Source organism: Gordonia oleivorans (assembly GCF_040044975.1).
GTDB lineage: Bacteria > Actinomycetota > Actinomycetes > Mycobacteriales > Mycobacteriaceae > Gordonia > Gordonia oleivorans.
This window is the reverse complement of sequence record NZ_JBDZDI010000001.1, coordinates 568,054-582,320: the sequence shown is the minus strand read 5'-3', so window position 1 is coordinate 582,320 and position 14,267 is coordinate 568,054. Positions and strand designations below refer to the sequence as shown.

General features: G+C 68.6%; 15 protein-coding genes and 1 pseudogene. 6 read left to right on the top strand and 10 right to left on the bottom strand.

Going from position 1 to position 14,267, the window contains the following annotated elements; translation table 11 throughout:
* Positions 1-12: 12 nt before the first annotated feature.
* Positions 13-1,830: a hypothetical protein gene (locus ABLE92_RS02580; RefSeq protein ID WP_348802985.1), complete on the bottom strand. Its 1,818-nt coding sequence runs from the start codon at positions 1,828-1,830 to the stop codon at positions 13-15.
* A gap of 268 nt (positions 1,831-2,098) precedes the next feature.
* On the opposite strand from ABLE92_RS02580, the gene ABLE92_RS02575 reads away from it, so the two are divergent.
* On the top strand, positions 2,099-3,172 hold the full coding sequence (locus ABLE92_RS02575; protein ID WP_496560753.1) for a GGDEF domain-containing protein: 1,074 nt from the start codon (positions 2,099-2,101) through the stop codon (positions 3,170-3,172).
* A gap of 9 nt (positions 3,173-3,181) precedes the next feature.
* On the top strand, positions 3,182-4,132 hold the full coding sequence (locus ABLE92_RS02565) for an esterase/lipase family protein (protein ID WP_348802984.1): 951 nt from the start codon (positions 3,182-3,184) through the stop codon (positions 4,130-4,132).
* A gap of 16 nt (positions 4,133-4,148) precedes the next feature.
* Here the strand turns inward: ABLE92_RS02565 and ABLE92_RS02560 are convergent, their stop codons facing one another.
* Positions 4,149-4,472 (bottom strand): AzlD domain-containing protein, encoded by a 324-nt coding sequence (locus ABLE92_RS02560; protein WP_348802983.1) that lies wholly within the window; start codon positions 4,470-4,472, stop codon positions 4,149-4,151.
* Positions 4,469-5,234: pseudogene (locus ABLE92_RS02555) on the bottom strand (AzlC family ABC transporter permease). Before ABLE92_RS02555 ends, ABLE92_RS02560 begins: the two are co-directional and overlap by 4 nt.
* 19 nt (positions 5,235-5,253) lie before the next feature.
* Between ABLE92_RS02555 and ABLE92_RS02550 the strand changes: the two are divergent.
* On the top strand, positions 5,254-5,838 hold the full coding sequence (locus ABLE92_RS02550) for a helix-turn-helix domain-containing protein (protein WP_348802981.1): 585 nt from the start codon (positions 5,254-5,256) through the stop codon (positions 5,836-5,838).
* Between the two features lie 61 nt (positions 5,839-5,899).
* Here the strand turns inward: ABLE92_RS02550 and ABLE92_RS02545 are convergent, their stop codons facing one another.
* The 3 genes from ABLE92_RS02545 to ABLE92_RS02535 form a co-directional block, all read right to left on the bottom strand.
* The gene (locus ABLE92_RS02545; protein WP_348802980.1) at positions 5,900-6,721 is read right to left on the bottom strand and encodes a hypothetical protein; all 822 of its coding nucleotides are present in this window, start codon (positions 6,719-6,721) and stop codon (positions 5,900-5,902) included.
* Between the two features lie 130 nt (positions 6,722-6,851).
* Positions 6,852-8,378, bottom strand: coding sequence for a 4Fe-4S binding protein (locus ABLE92_RS02540; protein ID WP_348802979.1), 1,527 nt, complete (start codon positions 8,376-8,378; stop codon positions 6,852-6,854).
* Positions 8,379-8,441: 63 nt separating this feature from the next.
* The gene (locus tag ABLE92_RS02535; RefSeq protein WP_348802978.1) at positions 8,442-9,443 is read right to left on the bottom strand and encodes an AurF N-oxygenase family protein; all 1,002 of its coding nucleotides are present in this window, start codon (positions 9,441-9,443) and stop codon (positions 8,442-8,444) included.
* 211 nt (positions 9,444-9,654) lie between these two features.
* Between ABLE92_RS02535 and ABLE92_RS02530 the strand changes: the two genes are divergently transcribed.
* Positions 9,655-11,445, top strand: a complete 1,791-nt coding sequence (locus tag ABLE92_RS02530; RefSeq protein WP_348802977.1) for a cation:proton antiporter — start codon at positions 9,655-9,657, stop codon at positions 11,443-11,445.
* Positions 11,446-11,470: 25 nt separating this feature from the next.
* On the opposite strand, the gene rpsR is transcribed toward ABLE92_RS02530, so the two are convergent.
* The 4 genes from rpsR to rpmB are packed head-to-tail and all read right to left on the bottom strand — an operon-like array spanning position 11,471 to position 12,475.
* Positions 11,471-11,725 (bottom strand): 30S ribosomal protein S18, encoded by a 255-nt coding sequence (gene rpsR, locus ABLE92_RS02525; RefSeq protein ID WP_348802976.1) that lies wholly within the window; start codon positions 11,723-11,725, stop codon positions 11,471-11,473.
* A 44-nt stretch (positions 11,726-11,769) separates the two neighbouring features.
* Positions 11,770-12,075 (bottom strand): 30S ribosomal protein S14, encoded by a 306-nt coding sequence (rpsN, locus tag ABLE92_RS02520; RefSeq protein ID WP_348802975.1) that lies wholly within the window; start codon positions 12,073-12,075, stop codon positions 11,770-11,772.
* Complete coding sequence (rpmG, locus tag ABLE92_RS02515; protein ID WP_348802973.1) at positions 12,075-12,239, bottom strand: 50S ribosomal protein L33; 165 nt, start codon at positions 12,237-12,239, stop codon at positions 12,075-12,077. The genes rpsN and rpmG overlap by 1 nt, the downstream gene beginning before the upstream one ends.
* Complete coding sequence (gene rpmB, locus ABLE92_RS02510) at positions 12,239-12,475, bottom strand: 50S ribosomal protein L28 (protein ID WP_348802972.1); 237 nt, start codon at positions 12,473-12,475, stop codon at positions 12,239-12,241. The genes rpmG and rpmB overlap by 1 nt, the downstream gene beginning before the upstream one ends.
* 121 nt (positions 12,476-12,596) lie before the next feature.
* Between rpmB and mrf the strand changes: the two genes are divergently transcribed.
* Entirely contained in the window at positions 12,597-13,958 is a 1,362-nt protein-coding gene (mrf, locus tag ABLE92_RS02505) for a ribosome hibernation factor-recruiting GTPase MRF (RefSeq protein WP_348802971.1), read from the top strand.
* Complete coding sequence (locus ABLE92_RS02500) at positions 13,955-14,263, top strand: type B 50S ribosomal protein L31 (RefSeq protein ID WP_348802970.1); 309 nt, start codon at positions 13,955-13,957, stop codon at positions 14,261-14,263. Before mrf ends, ABLE92_RS02500 begins: the two co-directional genes overlap by 4 nt.
* Positions 14,264-14,267: the final 4 nt, after the last annotated feature.

The following is a 14,267-nucleotide window of genomic DNA, read 5'->3' as shown; positions in this document are numbered from 1 at the left end:
CGTCCCCCGCACTCATGACCCGCCGACTCCCGCCGCGCCACCGATTCCCCCGGCGCCGCCGGTCCCGTCTGATCCCGGGGTCGCGGTGCCGCCCGATGCCGAACCGCCGTTGCCGCCATGGCCACCCGTCCCACCGACGAGTCCCGACTCGGCACCGTTGCCGCCGTTGCCTCCGGTCGTGACGCCACCGGTCGACGCCGCCGAGCCGCCATCGCCGCCGCTGCCGCCCGTGCCGGTGCCGATGAACCCGCCATATCCGCCGTCACCGCCGTTGCCGCCGGTGGCCGTGGTTCCGCCGGACGCGTTGCCACCGTCGCCGCCGTTCCCGCCGTCACCGCTGAGCATCCCGCCGCCGATGCCGCCATCGCCACCGTCGCCGCCGGTGACTGTTGCTGTGCCACTGGCGTTTCCGCCATTTCCGCCCTGCACACCCGCGTTGCCCTGGCTGACGGTGTGGCCGCCCTCGCCGCCGTTTCCGCCTGTCGCAGAACCATTCTGGGTGGTGGCATCACCACCGTCGCCGCCGCTGTTGGAGGTCCCGGCGAAGACGTTTCCACCCGCGCCGCCATTGCCGCCGGTGGCATCACCGGTTCCGGTGACGGTGGCGGCACCACCGGCGCCGCCCGGCCCGGCGGTGTTCCACTTGCCGTTCCCGCCGAAGCCGCCGCTGCCGCCGATCGCGTTGCCGTTCACCGTCGTCGCGTCACCTCCCGCACCACCGCCCAGAGTGCTGCCCGCCGGGTTGAGGTCCGAGACACGCGGTCCGCTGTCGCCGCCGTTGCCGGCGACGGCATTTCCGGTGACCGCGGAGGCGTCGCCGCCGTCACCACCGGCACCCGGATTGCCGCCGAACAATCCGCTGGTTCCGCCGCGACCGCCGTTGCCGCCGATGGCATCGCCGGTCCCGGTGTTGAGGTCCGAACCGCCGTTGCCGCCGTTCCCGCCGCTGCCGCTGAACAGGCCACCGTCACCGCCGACGCCACCCGCGAGCGCCGCGGAGATCAACAGCCCGGATTGCGGGTCGTAGACGGCGTCGACACCGTCGCCGCCCGCCCCGCCGTCACCGGTCATCCAGGCGCTGCCACCGGCTCCGCCGTAGGCGCCGTCGCCGCCGTTGCCGCCGAGGATTCCGCCGTCCTCGCCGACGCACATGCTGGTGCAGGTCGGGTCGAGGACCAGGGCGTCGCGGCCGTTGCCGTAGAGCCATCCGCCGTTGCCGAACATCGGTCGGGCGTCGGTGGTGGAGGCGGCGCTGGTCGAGGTGTCGGTGCTGGTCGTGGTGTCGGCGGCCGCCGCATACGTGACCGGCTGCGCGTCGTCAGCGCTGGGGGAGCCGAACTCGGAATCACCCGACAGCGTGTACCGCGTACCCGCGGCGGTCCCGGCCGGCCGCAGCGTGAAGACCGCGGGCGTCGACGCCACCACGGCACCGGCGGGCGCGTAGACCACCGAACGTTCGGCGCCGGTGTTGCCGAACAGCCACCCGGCGCCGGCATCGCGATGAGTGCCGACCCGGATGCGTAACTCACCGTTCGGCCCGGTGCAGGTGCCGCCGGTGCAGCCGAGATCGATGGACAACGAGCGTTGACCGTTGCGGTAGACCCATGTGCCCTCGCCGGCGAGCGGAACCGTCGACGACGTCGCGGACCCCGGCGACTCGTCGGCCGCCGCGGCGAGGACCAGGGAGCCGCCGCCGGACGCCGCGGTGGGCTCGGCGACCGGGGCGAGGTCGATCGTCCACGCCGCCAGAATGCCGTTGAGGCACACCGACGCGACGATCACCGCGACGCGCCGGGAAGAACGTCGAGAATTCGGCACGGTCATGGACATGGGTGCTCCGTTCCTCGCGTGACGACTGCCAGGGCGGCCGGATCGGTATGGGCCGGGTCCAGTGAACTCGACCCCCAGTGAACTCGACCGACGTGCGGTGTGTGTCCGGTTGTGCAATATCGGAGAAATGTGAGCGGACAGGCGATACCGATGCCGAGCATGGTTTGCCCGGCTCCCACCCGAGTTGCATGATGGACGAAGGGGTAGGGGGATCGGCGTGAGCATCACGACCAGGCCGAGAATGTTCGGACCACGAGCGAGGATTGTTGTGCAGGGGACCGCTCGGAACGACGATGCGCTCGTCGATGACCGACTTGTCATCACGGTGTTGGTCGGTGCACTGCTCTTTCTCGCCGTCGGGCTGAGCCAACTGTCGGTCGATCACACCCGCGGCGCCGTCCCCGCGTCGCTGTTTGCGCTGGCCACCGCGGGTGTTCTCGGTGTGGTCACGCTGGTTCTGTGGCGATGGCCGGGCGTCATCACCCCGCGGAATGCGGTGTGGGCGGTGGCATTGACCGCGATCGTGGTGGGCGCGAACCCGGTGGTGTACATCGTGTGCACCGGAATCGCCTACCCGTCGGTCGGGACGTTGCTGGTGATCGTGGGTATCGGCGCCCTCGTGCCCTATCCACGCGTCGCCGCGGGGCTGATCCTCATCCTCAATGTCATCGCGGTGCTGTGCGCGATCCGGTACCCACAATCCGCCTCGGTCGGCATGGTCGCCATGCAACTGCTCAAGGCCGACCTGCTCGCCGTGATCATCGCCGTGACGTGGCGACGCACCGAGCGCCGGTTGCGCGACGCCAACGAGACGATCCGGCAGATGGCGGTGACCGACGACATGACCGATCTGCTGAACCGTCGCGGATTCATCGAACGCGGCGGCCGATACCTGAACGACGCCGAACACCGCGGTCGGCACCTGCTGCTCGCCTTCGTCGACATCGACGGACTGAAACAGATCAACGACTCGCAGGGGCATGCGGCCGGCGACGTGACCATCACCGCGGTCGGCGAATCGTTGCACTGGGTCCTCGACAACGGGGGATGTGGCCGCGCGCATCGGCGGCGACGAGTTCGCGGTGCTGATGGCCGCCGACGACGCCGACGCCGTCCGCGCCCTGCAAACCCGACTCGAGCAGCGGCTGCGGGGGATCGGCCACCCGGTGACGGTCGGCTGGGTGCATCACGAGCCGGGGTATTCCGGCACCCTGGAATCACTCATCGCCGAGTCGGACCTGACGATGCTGTCCCTGAAACGGTCGAATCCCGGGTTCTGATCCGCACCGTCGAGATCCGCCGGTCGGCTCGTTCGCCCACACCTCGACCAAGCACTTGTTAGGTTGGCGGTATGAGGTCGAGGGGTATTGTCGTCGCCGTTTCCGTCATCGTCGCCGCCGTGGTGTGTGCGCTCGGACCGGGTGGGGGTGTCGCGCGGGCGGCACTCCCGGTGTCCTACAACTTTCTCGGCGGCATCCCGTCGGAGCTCGCCCACCCCGGCGGATCGCTGCCCGGATCCAATGACTTCACCTGCAGGCCATCCGCAGCACATCCCAATCCCGTTGTGCTGGTGCATGGTACGGGTGGCGCGCAACAGACCAACTGGGGAACGTATGTTCCGCTGCTGAAGAACGAGGGCTACTGCGTCTACGCGTTGACCTACGGCACCATCGACGGGCTGCCGTTCCCGTTCACCGCGATCGGCGGGATGGCGCCGATGCAGGACAGCGCGGCCGAGTTGGGGCGCTTCATCTCTCGGGTGCTGGACGCGACCGGGGCGCAGAAGGTGGACATCGTCGGGCACTCGCAGGGTACCGTGATCCCGGACTACTACGCGAAATACCTTGGCGGACAGGACAAGATCGACAAGTACGTCTCACTCGCGCCGCTGTGGAACGGGACCACGCTGGCCGGAACGGATCTGATCCTGCCGATCGCCCGGCAACTGGGTGTGCCGGCCGACGGATTCCCGATCTGCAACGCCTGCGGTCAGTTCGACGCGGCGTCGCCGTTCATGACCAAACTGCGCGACGGCGGGATCTACCTGCCGAACATCACCTACACCAACATCTCCACCCGCTACGACGAACTGGTGGTGCCCTACACCTCGGGGCAGCAACCCGGCGGCGCCAACGTGCACAACATCGTCGTGCAGGACGGATGCCCGGTCGACTACACCGAGCATGCCGGCCTGGCCGGATCGCGACGCGGCGCGTATTTCGTACTCAACGCCCTGGATCCGGCACATCCTCGTCCGGTTCCCTGTGACCGGGCCGCACCGATCACCGGAAGTGCGTTCTGACGCAGCCGATCTGCGGTCAGGCCACCCCGATCGCCCGTAACCCGGCAGCAGTGGCGGCGGCGAGGACGACGACCACGACGATCGGTGCCTTGCACAGTGCGGCAAGCACTCCCACGGCCACACCGGTCGGGCGGGCCCACCCGGCGACGTCGTGACCGCTGTAGATGGCCCCGGTGAGAGCGACGGCCACCAGCAGCACCACCGCCGCCCGGTCCAGCAGTGCGGCCGCGGCCGCGGAGACCCGCACTCGACTGCGCAACGCAGGTCCGGCGATACGCAGCAGATAGGTGCCCACGGCGAGCACCGCCACGCCGACGGTCAGGGCCACCGAGTGGCTCATCGCGGCACCTCCATCGGGGCTTCCTGGTCGAGATCATCTGCAGCCGAGAGGTTTTCCGGATCGTCGTGAATCCGGTAGCGCACCGTGGCGACGACGCCGACCAGGGCGATGAGGACGGGGACGCCGGCCGGCACGAACGGCGTGGCGGCCAGTGCGGCCGCACCCCCGATGGCGGCGGCGCCGACGACCGCGCGATCACGTAACGCGGGAATCGCCAACGCCGCCAACAACGCCGGGAACGCGGCGTCGAGTCCGAGGGATTCGGGTCGGGCAACCGCGTCGCCGATCACCGACCCGAGTGCCGCGCCGGCCGGCCAGCACCAAAATGCCTGTGCCGCACAGGAAGAAGACGGCCTGCCCGCGTCGTCGATCGGACTCCGCGGTGGCCAGGGCGGCGGTCTCGTCGTTGATGAGATGCGCGCCGAGCAGCATCGGCACGCCCCGATCGAGGTGCCGACCCACCGCCAGGCCGTATCCGAGGTTGCGGGTGTTGACGAGCAACCCGGCCGCCGCGCCGAGAAGTGGTGCGCCCCCGGCGGCCAGGACGGCCACGAACACGAACTCCGACGACCCGGCGAGCACGACGGTCGCGATGATCGTCAGCTGCCACCAGGTCAGGCCGGCGCCGTGACCGGACACCCCGTAGGACATCCCGATCACCATCACCGACAGGCACATCACCGCGACGGCACGCACGGTGGGCGCGTCGAGGGCACGCCACGGACGCCACCGGTCGGCATTCGTTCTGTCTGATGAACGCATGGCCGCTATGATGAACCTTATGGTCAATGTTCGTCAAGAGGGACGATCGTTCGATGAACCGGACCCCAAGAAGCTCGTTGCCGCGGGCATCAAGCGTGAACGGGCCCGCGCCGGGCTGTCGCTGGGGGAACTCGCGCGGCTGGCCGGGGTCGGCAAGTCGACGTTGTCGCAGCTCGAGTCGGGTGAGGGTAATCCGAGCGTGGAGACGATGTGGGCGCTGAGCACCGCACTGGGAATTCAATTCTCGACGCTGCTCGACGCGCCGGAACGTCGTGTCGAGGTGATCCGCGCGGGTCAGGGCCCGGTGATCGCCGCCGCCGACGCCGATTACCTCACCACCTTGCTGTCGGCGGCGCCACCCGGCGCGCGCCGCGACCTGTACCTGATCCGGGCCGAACCGGGTGCCCCGCGCCGATCCGAACCGCACGCACGAGGCGTCGTCGAACACGTGGTGCTCAGTGCCGGACGCGCGCTCGTCGGCCCGCAGGACGAGCCGGTCGAGATCGGTCCCGGCGACTACATCTGCTACCCCGGCGACGTCGCGCACATCTTCGACGCACGCGAACCGGGCACGGTCGCGGTGATGATCAGTGAGGCGATGTAGGACTGAGGCGATGTGGGACTGAGGCGACATAGCAACTGTCCGGCGCCGATACCGGGTGGTGTCAGCAGGTGTGGCTGCGTGCCGCGGCGAGTCTGCGGTTGAGTCCGAAGGCCAGCCACGGGCGCGAACCCCAGCAGACGGCGCGTCCACCCAGCACCGCCGACATCGCCGAGAAGCGGCCGTGGGCGGCCAGGACCACTGACACCGGATCTACGCTGATGATCACGTCGGGCCGACGCGGCTCGGCCGGATCGATGTCGAGGTAGCCGTCGGTGAATTCGTAGACGATCCGCTCGCGGGTGCCACGGATGCGGATCTGGTAGGTGGCCGTGTGGCCGCCGCACAGATGATCGTCGGCCCACGGGCGCAGCAGTTGATGACCGCCGCGGGTGACCAGGGGGGCGATTGACGGGTCGATGGTCCAGCGCGCCCCGAGGACTCGCGCGATGTCCCGGCCACGCACGGCGATCTCGCCGATCAGAATGCCGAGCGCGGTGTCGGAGCGGACGAGCCGGCGCCCATCCATCAGCATCATCGGTACCCGGGCGCCGAAGTGTCCGACGGTGTCGAGGAGTTCGTCGAGATCGGAGAGGAACTGCTCGGCGAGCGTCCCGGTGTCCCGGGTCGTCAGGTTCGCGATCTGTTTGGCGTAGATGTCGGCGAGTTCCCGCGGGTGGCGTGGCCATTCGTCGACGCCGTGGGCGAGATCGAGATACCTGCCCGGTTCACAAGCGATGTGTCCGACGCAGTCGGCCAACGACCAGTTGCGATGCGATTCCACACGCACATCCGGGGAATCGACGTCACGCACCATCTCGGCGAACTGGCTGCCGAGACCGCGTGCCGCATCGATGTAGTCGAAGCGAGAAATCGTCTCGCTCATCAGGCGCACCCCCTCATCGCGCCTGAACGTTACTCGTGCCCGGCCCAAATCGCACCGGTGGAAACCAGACCTGAGTCTGAATTGTGATCGGGGTGATGCCGGGGGCAGGGGAGGCGACCCGGCGGGCCGATCAGCGTCGTCCGACGCGCAGCAACGAGCGCCGCGAGGAGGCCCGGACCGGCAGACGACCGGATTCCAGATCGTCGACGAGGGAGGCCACCGTCTCACCGGAGTCGGTCTTGTTGGTGCCGATGAATCCGGACGGTCCGCGTTTGATCCAGCCGGTCACATACATCCCCGGAACCGGACCCGACTCGTCGCGAACCCGCCCGGCGTCGTGCGGGATGACGCCGCGATCGGCGTCGAACGGCAGGCCGGGGACCGGACGGCCGCGATAGCCGATCGAGGTGAGCACCAGACCCGCATCCAGGAGTTCCTGGAACCCGTCGGGCCGGTCGACGACGACCCCACGTGCCCGACCGTCGACGACCGTGATCTCACGCGGTGCACGGCCGAAGGCGAACCGGATGTGCGGCCCGGTCGGTACCGGCCGGGCCGCGATCTCGGCGAGCACCTCGAGCTTGGTCCGTGACGTCGGATCTGTCGTCGACCCCGGCGACGGCAGATCCTGCGCGTCGACGGTGACCGGGATGCCGCCGTCGACGAGGCCGACCAGCTCGGGCAACGTGAACGCCGCATGTTCGGCGCCGCGGCGGCCGAGGACGGTGACCCGTCGGACCCCGGACGTGCGCAGCGCGGAGAGTGCGGTGGCCGAGATCGAGGTGTCGGCCAGATCGTCGGGGTCACGCACCAGGATGCGGGCCACGTCGAGGGCGACGTTGCCGGTGCCGATCACCACGACCTCGCGACCCGACAGGTCGACGTCGAGATCGGCGAAATCCGGGTGATCGTTGTACCAGCCGACGAACGAGGTCGCACTGGTGACGCCGTCGGCATCCGCGCCGTCGATCGGCAGGGGTTTGTCGGTCGGCGCACCGCCGGCCCAGATCACCGCGGTGTGACGTCGGCGCAGCTCATCGAGGGTGACGTCGCGCCCCACCTCGGTGTTCAGTCGGATCTCCAGGCGCGGGTTGCGGGCGATGTCGTCGAACAGCCGCATCACCGAGCGGGTGGACTGATGGTCGGGGGCGACCCCGAACCGGGACAGGCCGAACGGGCGGTCGAGGCGTTCGTACATGGTGACGCTCACCTGCGGATAGCGCAGCAGATCGTCGGCGGCATACATCGCCGACGGCCCGGAGCCGACGATGCCGACCGACACCGCGCCGTCGACGTCGAGGGCGTCGGGATGCGCGATGGGGGCCAGCGGCAGCCGGCGGCCCCGATCGACCGGGAAGCGGGCCTCGGTGAGCCCGATGTCGGGTCCGGCGGCCCCCGACCGGGTCATGCCGTACATGCTCGCGTTGATGTCGATGAACCGTTCCTGCCCCTCGGTGAGGCGATGCCCGGCGCTGATCGCGCCGACCGGGCACGCGGTCACGCAGGCGCCGCAGTCGACGCAGGTGTTCGGATCGATGTAGAGCATCTCGGCGATGCCGAAGTCGGGCTCGTCCGGGGTGGGATGTATGCAGTTCACCGGGCAGGCGTAGACGCAGGACGCGTCCCCGCAGCAGGCCTGTGTGACGACATGAGGCATGAGGGAGGTGTGCTTCTTCTCAGTCGGTGGATCGTCGGCAGTGGGATCGTCGGCGGCTGCGGCTCAGGGAGCGGTGTAGATCGGCTCGCTGCGGAATCGCGACGACCGGCCGGAGATACCCAACGCACGCCACAACACCCGCGACACCGGATTCATCAGCCCGCACTGATCGCCGAGCATCCGGACGTCACCGAAGACATTGCGCCGCACTCGTTTGGATTCCTTTGAGCGCCAGAAGATGTCGCGCATCACCGAATCGGGGATGTCGAATTCGCGGCGGAAGGAACGCGGCGGCACCATGATCGCCCCGAGCAGGATGCGCATCGTCAGCGGCAGCATCAGCGACAGGATGAACCGCTGGACCGGACCCTTCTGCGGCACGGTCTCCCGCAGGTGATGGTGCGCGAAGGAGATGTGGCGGGCCTCCTCGGCGACGTGCAGCTGCATCACCGCGGCCATCGCCGGGTGTAGATCGTCGGTGGTGCGCAGGAAGTCCTTCTGCAGGTGATCGATCGGCTCCTCGCCACCGAGCACGCCGAAGAAGAAGACGGTCGGGAAGATCGTCGAGGCCAGCGGCACGAACATGGAGATGCGGCGGTAGAACTTCTTCGCGCCGGGAACGTCCATCCCGATGCGGTTGACCAGCTCCTGGAACATCAGGGTGTGGTTGCACTCCTCTTTGGATTCGTGCGTGGTGTAGCGGAACTGCTTGTCGCCGTTGTCGAGCTTGAAGCTGTACTGCATGAGTCCGCGGATCAGGATTGACTCGAACTGCAGACCCACCTTGGCGACGTTGGCCTGACGCCACATGCCGATGGCGATCTGCGTGTCCTCCGGCTGCGCCTGATACCAGGCACTGCGCCCGATGGGGTCGACGTCATACGACAGAATCCAGCGGCGATCATGCGAGATGACCGCCATCTCGGGTGCGTCCCAGTCGATGTCGAGGTACGGATCGAAGTTGCGGTGCACCGATGCGGCCGACAGATCCTCGAGAACCTGCTGGTAGTCGCCGTCGGTGGTGGCCTTGTCGTGCTCGGGCACGTAGCGCAGTACGTCGGTCATGGCTGATGCTCCTGTTTTCGATGGCGGCGCAGGTGGGTGACGGCCGCAGCGATTCGACAACAAACGTTGTCACGACGGTAGGCGGAAGCCGTCCTGTGTGTCAACAGTCAATGGCACAGTCGCAGGTGTGGAAAGTGTCCTCATGTTCTCGGGTGCGGACGACACGGCACCAGGTGGCCGCGACGCGACCATCCGAGAGAACATGTGACCCATGGACAAGATCCTGATCGTCGTCGGCGCCATCCTGCTCATCGTCGCCGTCATCGAGATCAGCCCCCGGGTGCGGGTCCCGTCCGCGCTGGCGCTGGTGGTGATCGGCGCGGTCATCGGTATCCTCCCGATCGTTCCCGAGGTGCATCTGGACCCCGAATGGATTCTCGTGGGCGTGCTGCCACCGCTGCTGTACTCGGCGGCGGTACAGATGCCCGCGATGGAGTTCCGCCGTGACTTCGGCGCGATCAGTGCGTTGTCGGTGGTGCTGGTGCTGATCAGCTCGGTTCTGCTCGGCCTCTTCTTCTGGGCCGTGGTGCCCGAGATCGGCATCGCCACCGGCATCGCGCTGGGCGCCATCGTCAGCCCCACCGACGCGGTGGCCACCTCGATCGCCAAGAAACTCGGGGTGCCCTCGCGGGTCACCGCGGTCCTCGAGGGCGAGAGCATGCTCAACGACGCGACCGCCCTGGTGCTGCTGCGGGCGGCCGTCGCGGCGATCGCGACGACGATCTCCTTCGGCGGGGTCGTCGTCAACTTCGTCTGGGCGGTCGTCGTGGCGGTGACGATCGGTGCCCTCGTGGGGGCGCTCAACCTGCGCGTCCGGGCCCGGGTCAACGATCCCGCGGTCAACACGGCCATCTCGTTCACCGTGCCGTATCTGGCCTATCTACCCGCCGAGCAACTCGGTGCATCCGGGCTGGTCGCCGCCGTCACCGCGGGCCTGATCACCGGTGCCGGCGCGGCCCGATTCCTGACGCCGAGCCACCGCATCTCCGACACCCAGAACTGGCGGATGGTCGAGATGCTCGCCGAGGGCGGCGTGTTCTTCCTGATGGGGCTGGAACTGTTCGCGCTGATGCGCGATGTGCAGCAGGAGCGCACCGGTGTCACCCACGCGATCTGGCTCGGTCTGGCGGCTCTCGGTGTGGCGCTGGTGATCCGGGCGATCTATGTCGTGCCCACGGTGTGGTGGCTGGAACGACGACGCCGCCGCGGCGACCGAATCCGGCCGGTGCTGGAGGGTTTCACCGCGACACCGTCGCCGACCTCCCCACCGGACGGGGAGGGGGTGGTGAGCCGTCGGCTCTCGAGGTGGCGTTGGCGGGCCCGGTTCCGGCGCCACAAGAACCCCGACCTCGCCGACCTGTCCTACGTGTCCCCGGAGACCGCGGGGCGGATCAACGCCCGCGTCACCCGGGCGCTGGCCGACATCGACTACTACGACGACACCCCGGTCGGCCCCAAGGAGGGCGTCATCATGGTGTGGGCGGGCCTGCGTGGCGTCGTCACGGTGGCCGCCGCGCAAACCCTGCCCACCGACACCCCGGCCCGTTCGTTGCTGGTGCTGACGGCCTTCGTCGTCGCGGCGGCGTCGCTGTTGATCCAGGGCGGCACCCTCGGCTGGCTGATCCGCACGCTCCGCCTGCCCGACACCACTGCCGACGATCGGGCCGAGCGGGTCCGGCTCCGCCGCGAGATGGACGAGGCCATGCAGAAGGCGATGACCGAGTCGGAGAAGATCCGGGCGATCCCGTGGATGCGTGACCGCATAGAGCAGGCGACCCGGGAGGCCGAGAACTCCGCGGACGGACCCGGATCCGGCGTGACGAGCGGCCTCAGCCAATCCGAACGGGTACAGATGCGGGTGGTCCGCCGCGAGATCATCGCCGCCCAACGACGCCGCCTGCTGCGCCTGCGCAGCGAGGGCAGCTACTCGTCGGAGGCGTTGTCGCGCATGCTGAGTCAGCTCGACGCCGAGGAGATCAGCCTCGACATCCAGGCGGGCTGACGCCGTCTTTCGGTGAGGCGGTCCGTCAGTACGGCAGCAGCGCCATCTCGCGGGCGTTGCGGATGGCGGTGGCCACTTGCCGTTGCTGCTGTGGGGTCAGGCCGGTGACCCGTCGCGACCGGATGCGCCCACGATCGGAGATGAAGTGGCGCAGGGTCGCGACGTCCTTGTAGTCCACCGTGGCCGGGCCGCCGTCGGCGGCCTTGAGAGCGCGCAGCCGGTTACGTGGGCGGGCGGGTGTGGCGAGTTCGCGCGAACGACGTCGTGCTGGTTTGGGCATGATCTTCCTCGGGTGTCAGATGTGGGGATGGGGGTCCGGTGATGTCACCAGCTCGACTTGTGGATGCCGGGCAGTTCGCCGCGGTGGGCCAGCTCGCGGAATCGCACGCGCGAGAGGCCGGCCTTGCCGATGTAGCCGCGGGGCCGCCCATCGACGCTGTCGCGGTTGCGGATTCGGATGGGGCTCGCGTCCCGGGGCAGTGCCTGCAGCCGCCGCATCGCCTCGGCCCGCTCCTCCGGGCTCGCGGACGCGTCGGCGATCGTCTGCTTGTATGCGGCACGCCGTTCGGCGTACTTCGCGACGGTGGCCTTGCGGCGCTCGTTGGCGATGATCTTCGATTTCTTGGCCATCAGCGGTCCTCCTTGAAGTCGACGTGGCGTCGGGCGATCGGGTCGTACTTGCGCAGCACCATCCGGTCGGGATCGTTGCGCCGGTTCTTGCGGGTGACGTAGGTGTAGCCGGTGCCGGCCGTCGACCTGAGTTTGATGATCGGCCGGATCTCGTTGCGCGCCATCAGATCTTCTCCCCACGCGCCCGGATCTCGGCGACCACGGCCTCGATGCCGCGGCGGTCGATGGTCTTGATGCCCTTCGCGCTCACCGTGAGGGTGATGTAGCGGTCCTCGGCGCGCAGGTAGTAGCGCCGGCGCTGGATGTTGGGGTTGAACCGGCGCGAGGTGCGCCGGTGTGAGTGCGACACCTTCTTGCCGAATCCCGGCGTGCGTCCGGTCACCTGACAATGGGCAGACATGCCCACCTCCTTGCTGTTTGCGATCCATGCGAACCGTCTTATTGGTAACGATTGGCATTAACGTCGTCGAGCAGGCTACCGTGGGGCATCGTCAAATGGAAATTGTTATCAACAAGGAGTCATGGTGGAGTTCGAGTCGACGGCGACATCCGGTGATCTGATGCCGCCCCGCACACCGGTTGTCCTGGTGACGGGGCTGGATCCCGAGGCGGTCGCCCGGACCGCCGACGCGCTCGTGGTGGCCGGCACCACCCTCGTCCATCACGACCTCGACGCGGTCGGGTCGGGACGAGTGGTCCGCACCGTGCGAGCGGTCGACCTCGACGGCAGCGAGATCACCCAGGTCACCGAGGTCAACCTGGCGCACGGATGCGTCTCATGCACCCTGCGACTGGACCTGCTCCCGCTGTTACGCCGGCTGCATCGGCGAAGCTCGGTGGAAAACATTGTCATCCAATTGGATTCGGCACTCGAGCCGGAGGCCGTCGCGTGGGCGATCGACGAGGTCGTCGTCACCGACATGCCCGGATTCATCGACGCACCGGCCGGCGGCGACGTCGTGATCGACGCGACCATCGCCTGCGTCTCGGAGTCGGACTGGCTCGACGCCGCGACCGGGGACGAGACCCTCGGCGGCGACGGTGATGACGGCGGCAGCGGTGAGGACGACGACCGCACCCTCGCCCAGGTGGCCGTCGCCCAGGTCGGATTCGCCGATGCACTGGTGGTCGCCGCCGCCGACCCGGCGATGCGCGACCAGTGGACATCGGCCCGGACGATGGCGGTCCTGCGACGACTGGCGCCCCGGGCACCGATGGTGATGGAACTGCCGCAGCGCCCCATCCGCCCGCTCATCGCGGTGCAGTTGTTGCGGGCCATCCCCGAGGGCGCACGCCGCGGTCGCATCGACGGTCCACACGACCCGCTGCTTCGTGATCGGCCGCCACTGGAGGAGGAGTGCGGCGTGCGCGTCGTCGAATTCACCGCCGAACGGCCCTTCCATCCGCAGCGACTCCACGCCGCCCTCGACGTCCTGCTCGACGGTGTCGTCTGCACCCGGGGACGGATGTGGTTGGCCAACCGGCCCGACGACGCCTTCTGGGTCGAATCCGCCGGCGAAGGCCTGCGAGTGGCGATCGGCGGTCCGTGGCTGGCGGCGATGTCGGCGCAAGAGCGTGAGTTCGAGGACCCCGAACGCCGGGCGATGGCCGCCCTGCGATGGGACGCCGAACACGGGGATCGCCACAGCGCGCTGGTGATTCTCGCGCACCGCGCCGACCCCGACACCATCACCGGCACCCTGTCGGAGGCCGTGCTCACCGACGCCGAGATGGCCGACGGGCAGGCCCTGTGGATGGCCTACCCCGATCCCTTCGGCGTGGCCCACTCCGACCCGTGTGACGACCTCGAGCAAACCGATCGGCGAGCGCCCGCCGCCGACAGCACCACCGATACCGATACCGACCGAAAGGGCCAGCAATGAAACCAGGCATCCACCCCGACTACCATCCCGTCGTGTTCCGGGACGCCTCGACCGGAAAGCAGTTCCTCACCCGCTCCACCATCGAATCGGACATCTCGGTCGAGTGGAGTGACGGCAACACCTACCCATTGGTCGTCGTCGACGTGACCAGCGATTCCCATCCGTTCTGGACCGGGGCCGCCCGTCTCGTCGACACCGCCGGACGTGTCGAACGGTTCCGGCGTCGGTACGCCGATATCCCCCGACACGCGCCTCGCGGTGGTTCCGCGACGCCCACGCAGAAGCCGACAGACCGGCCCGAATAGGCCT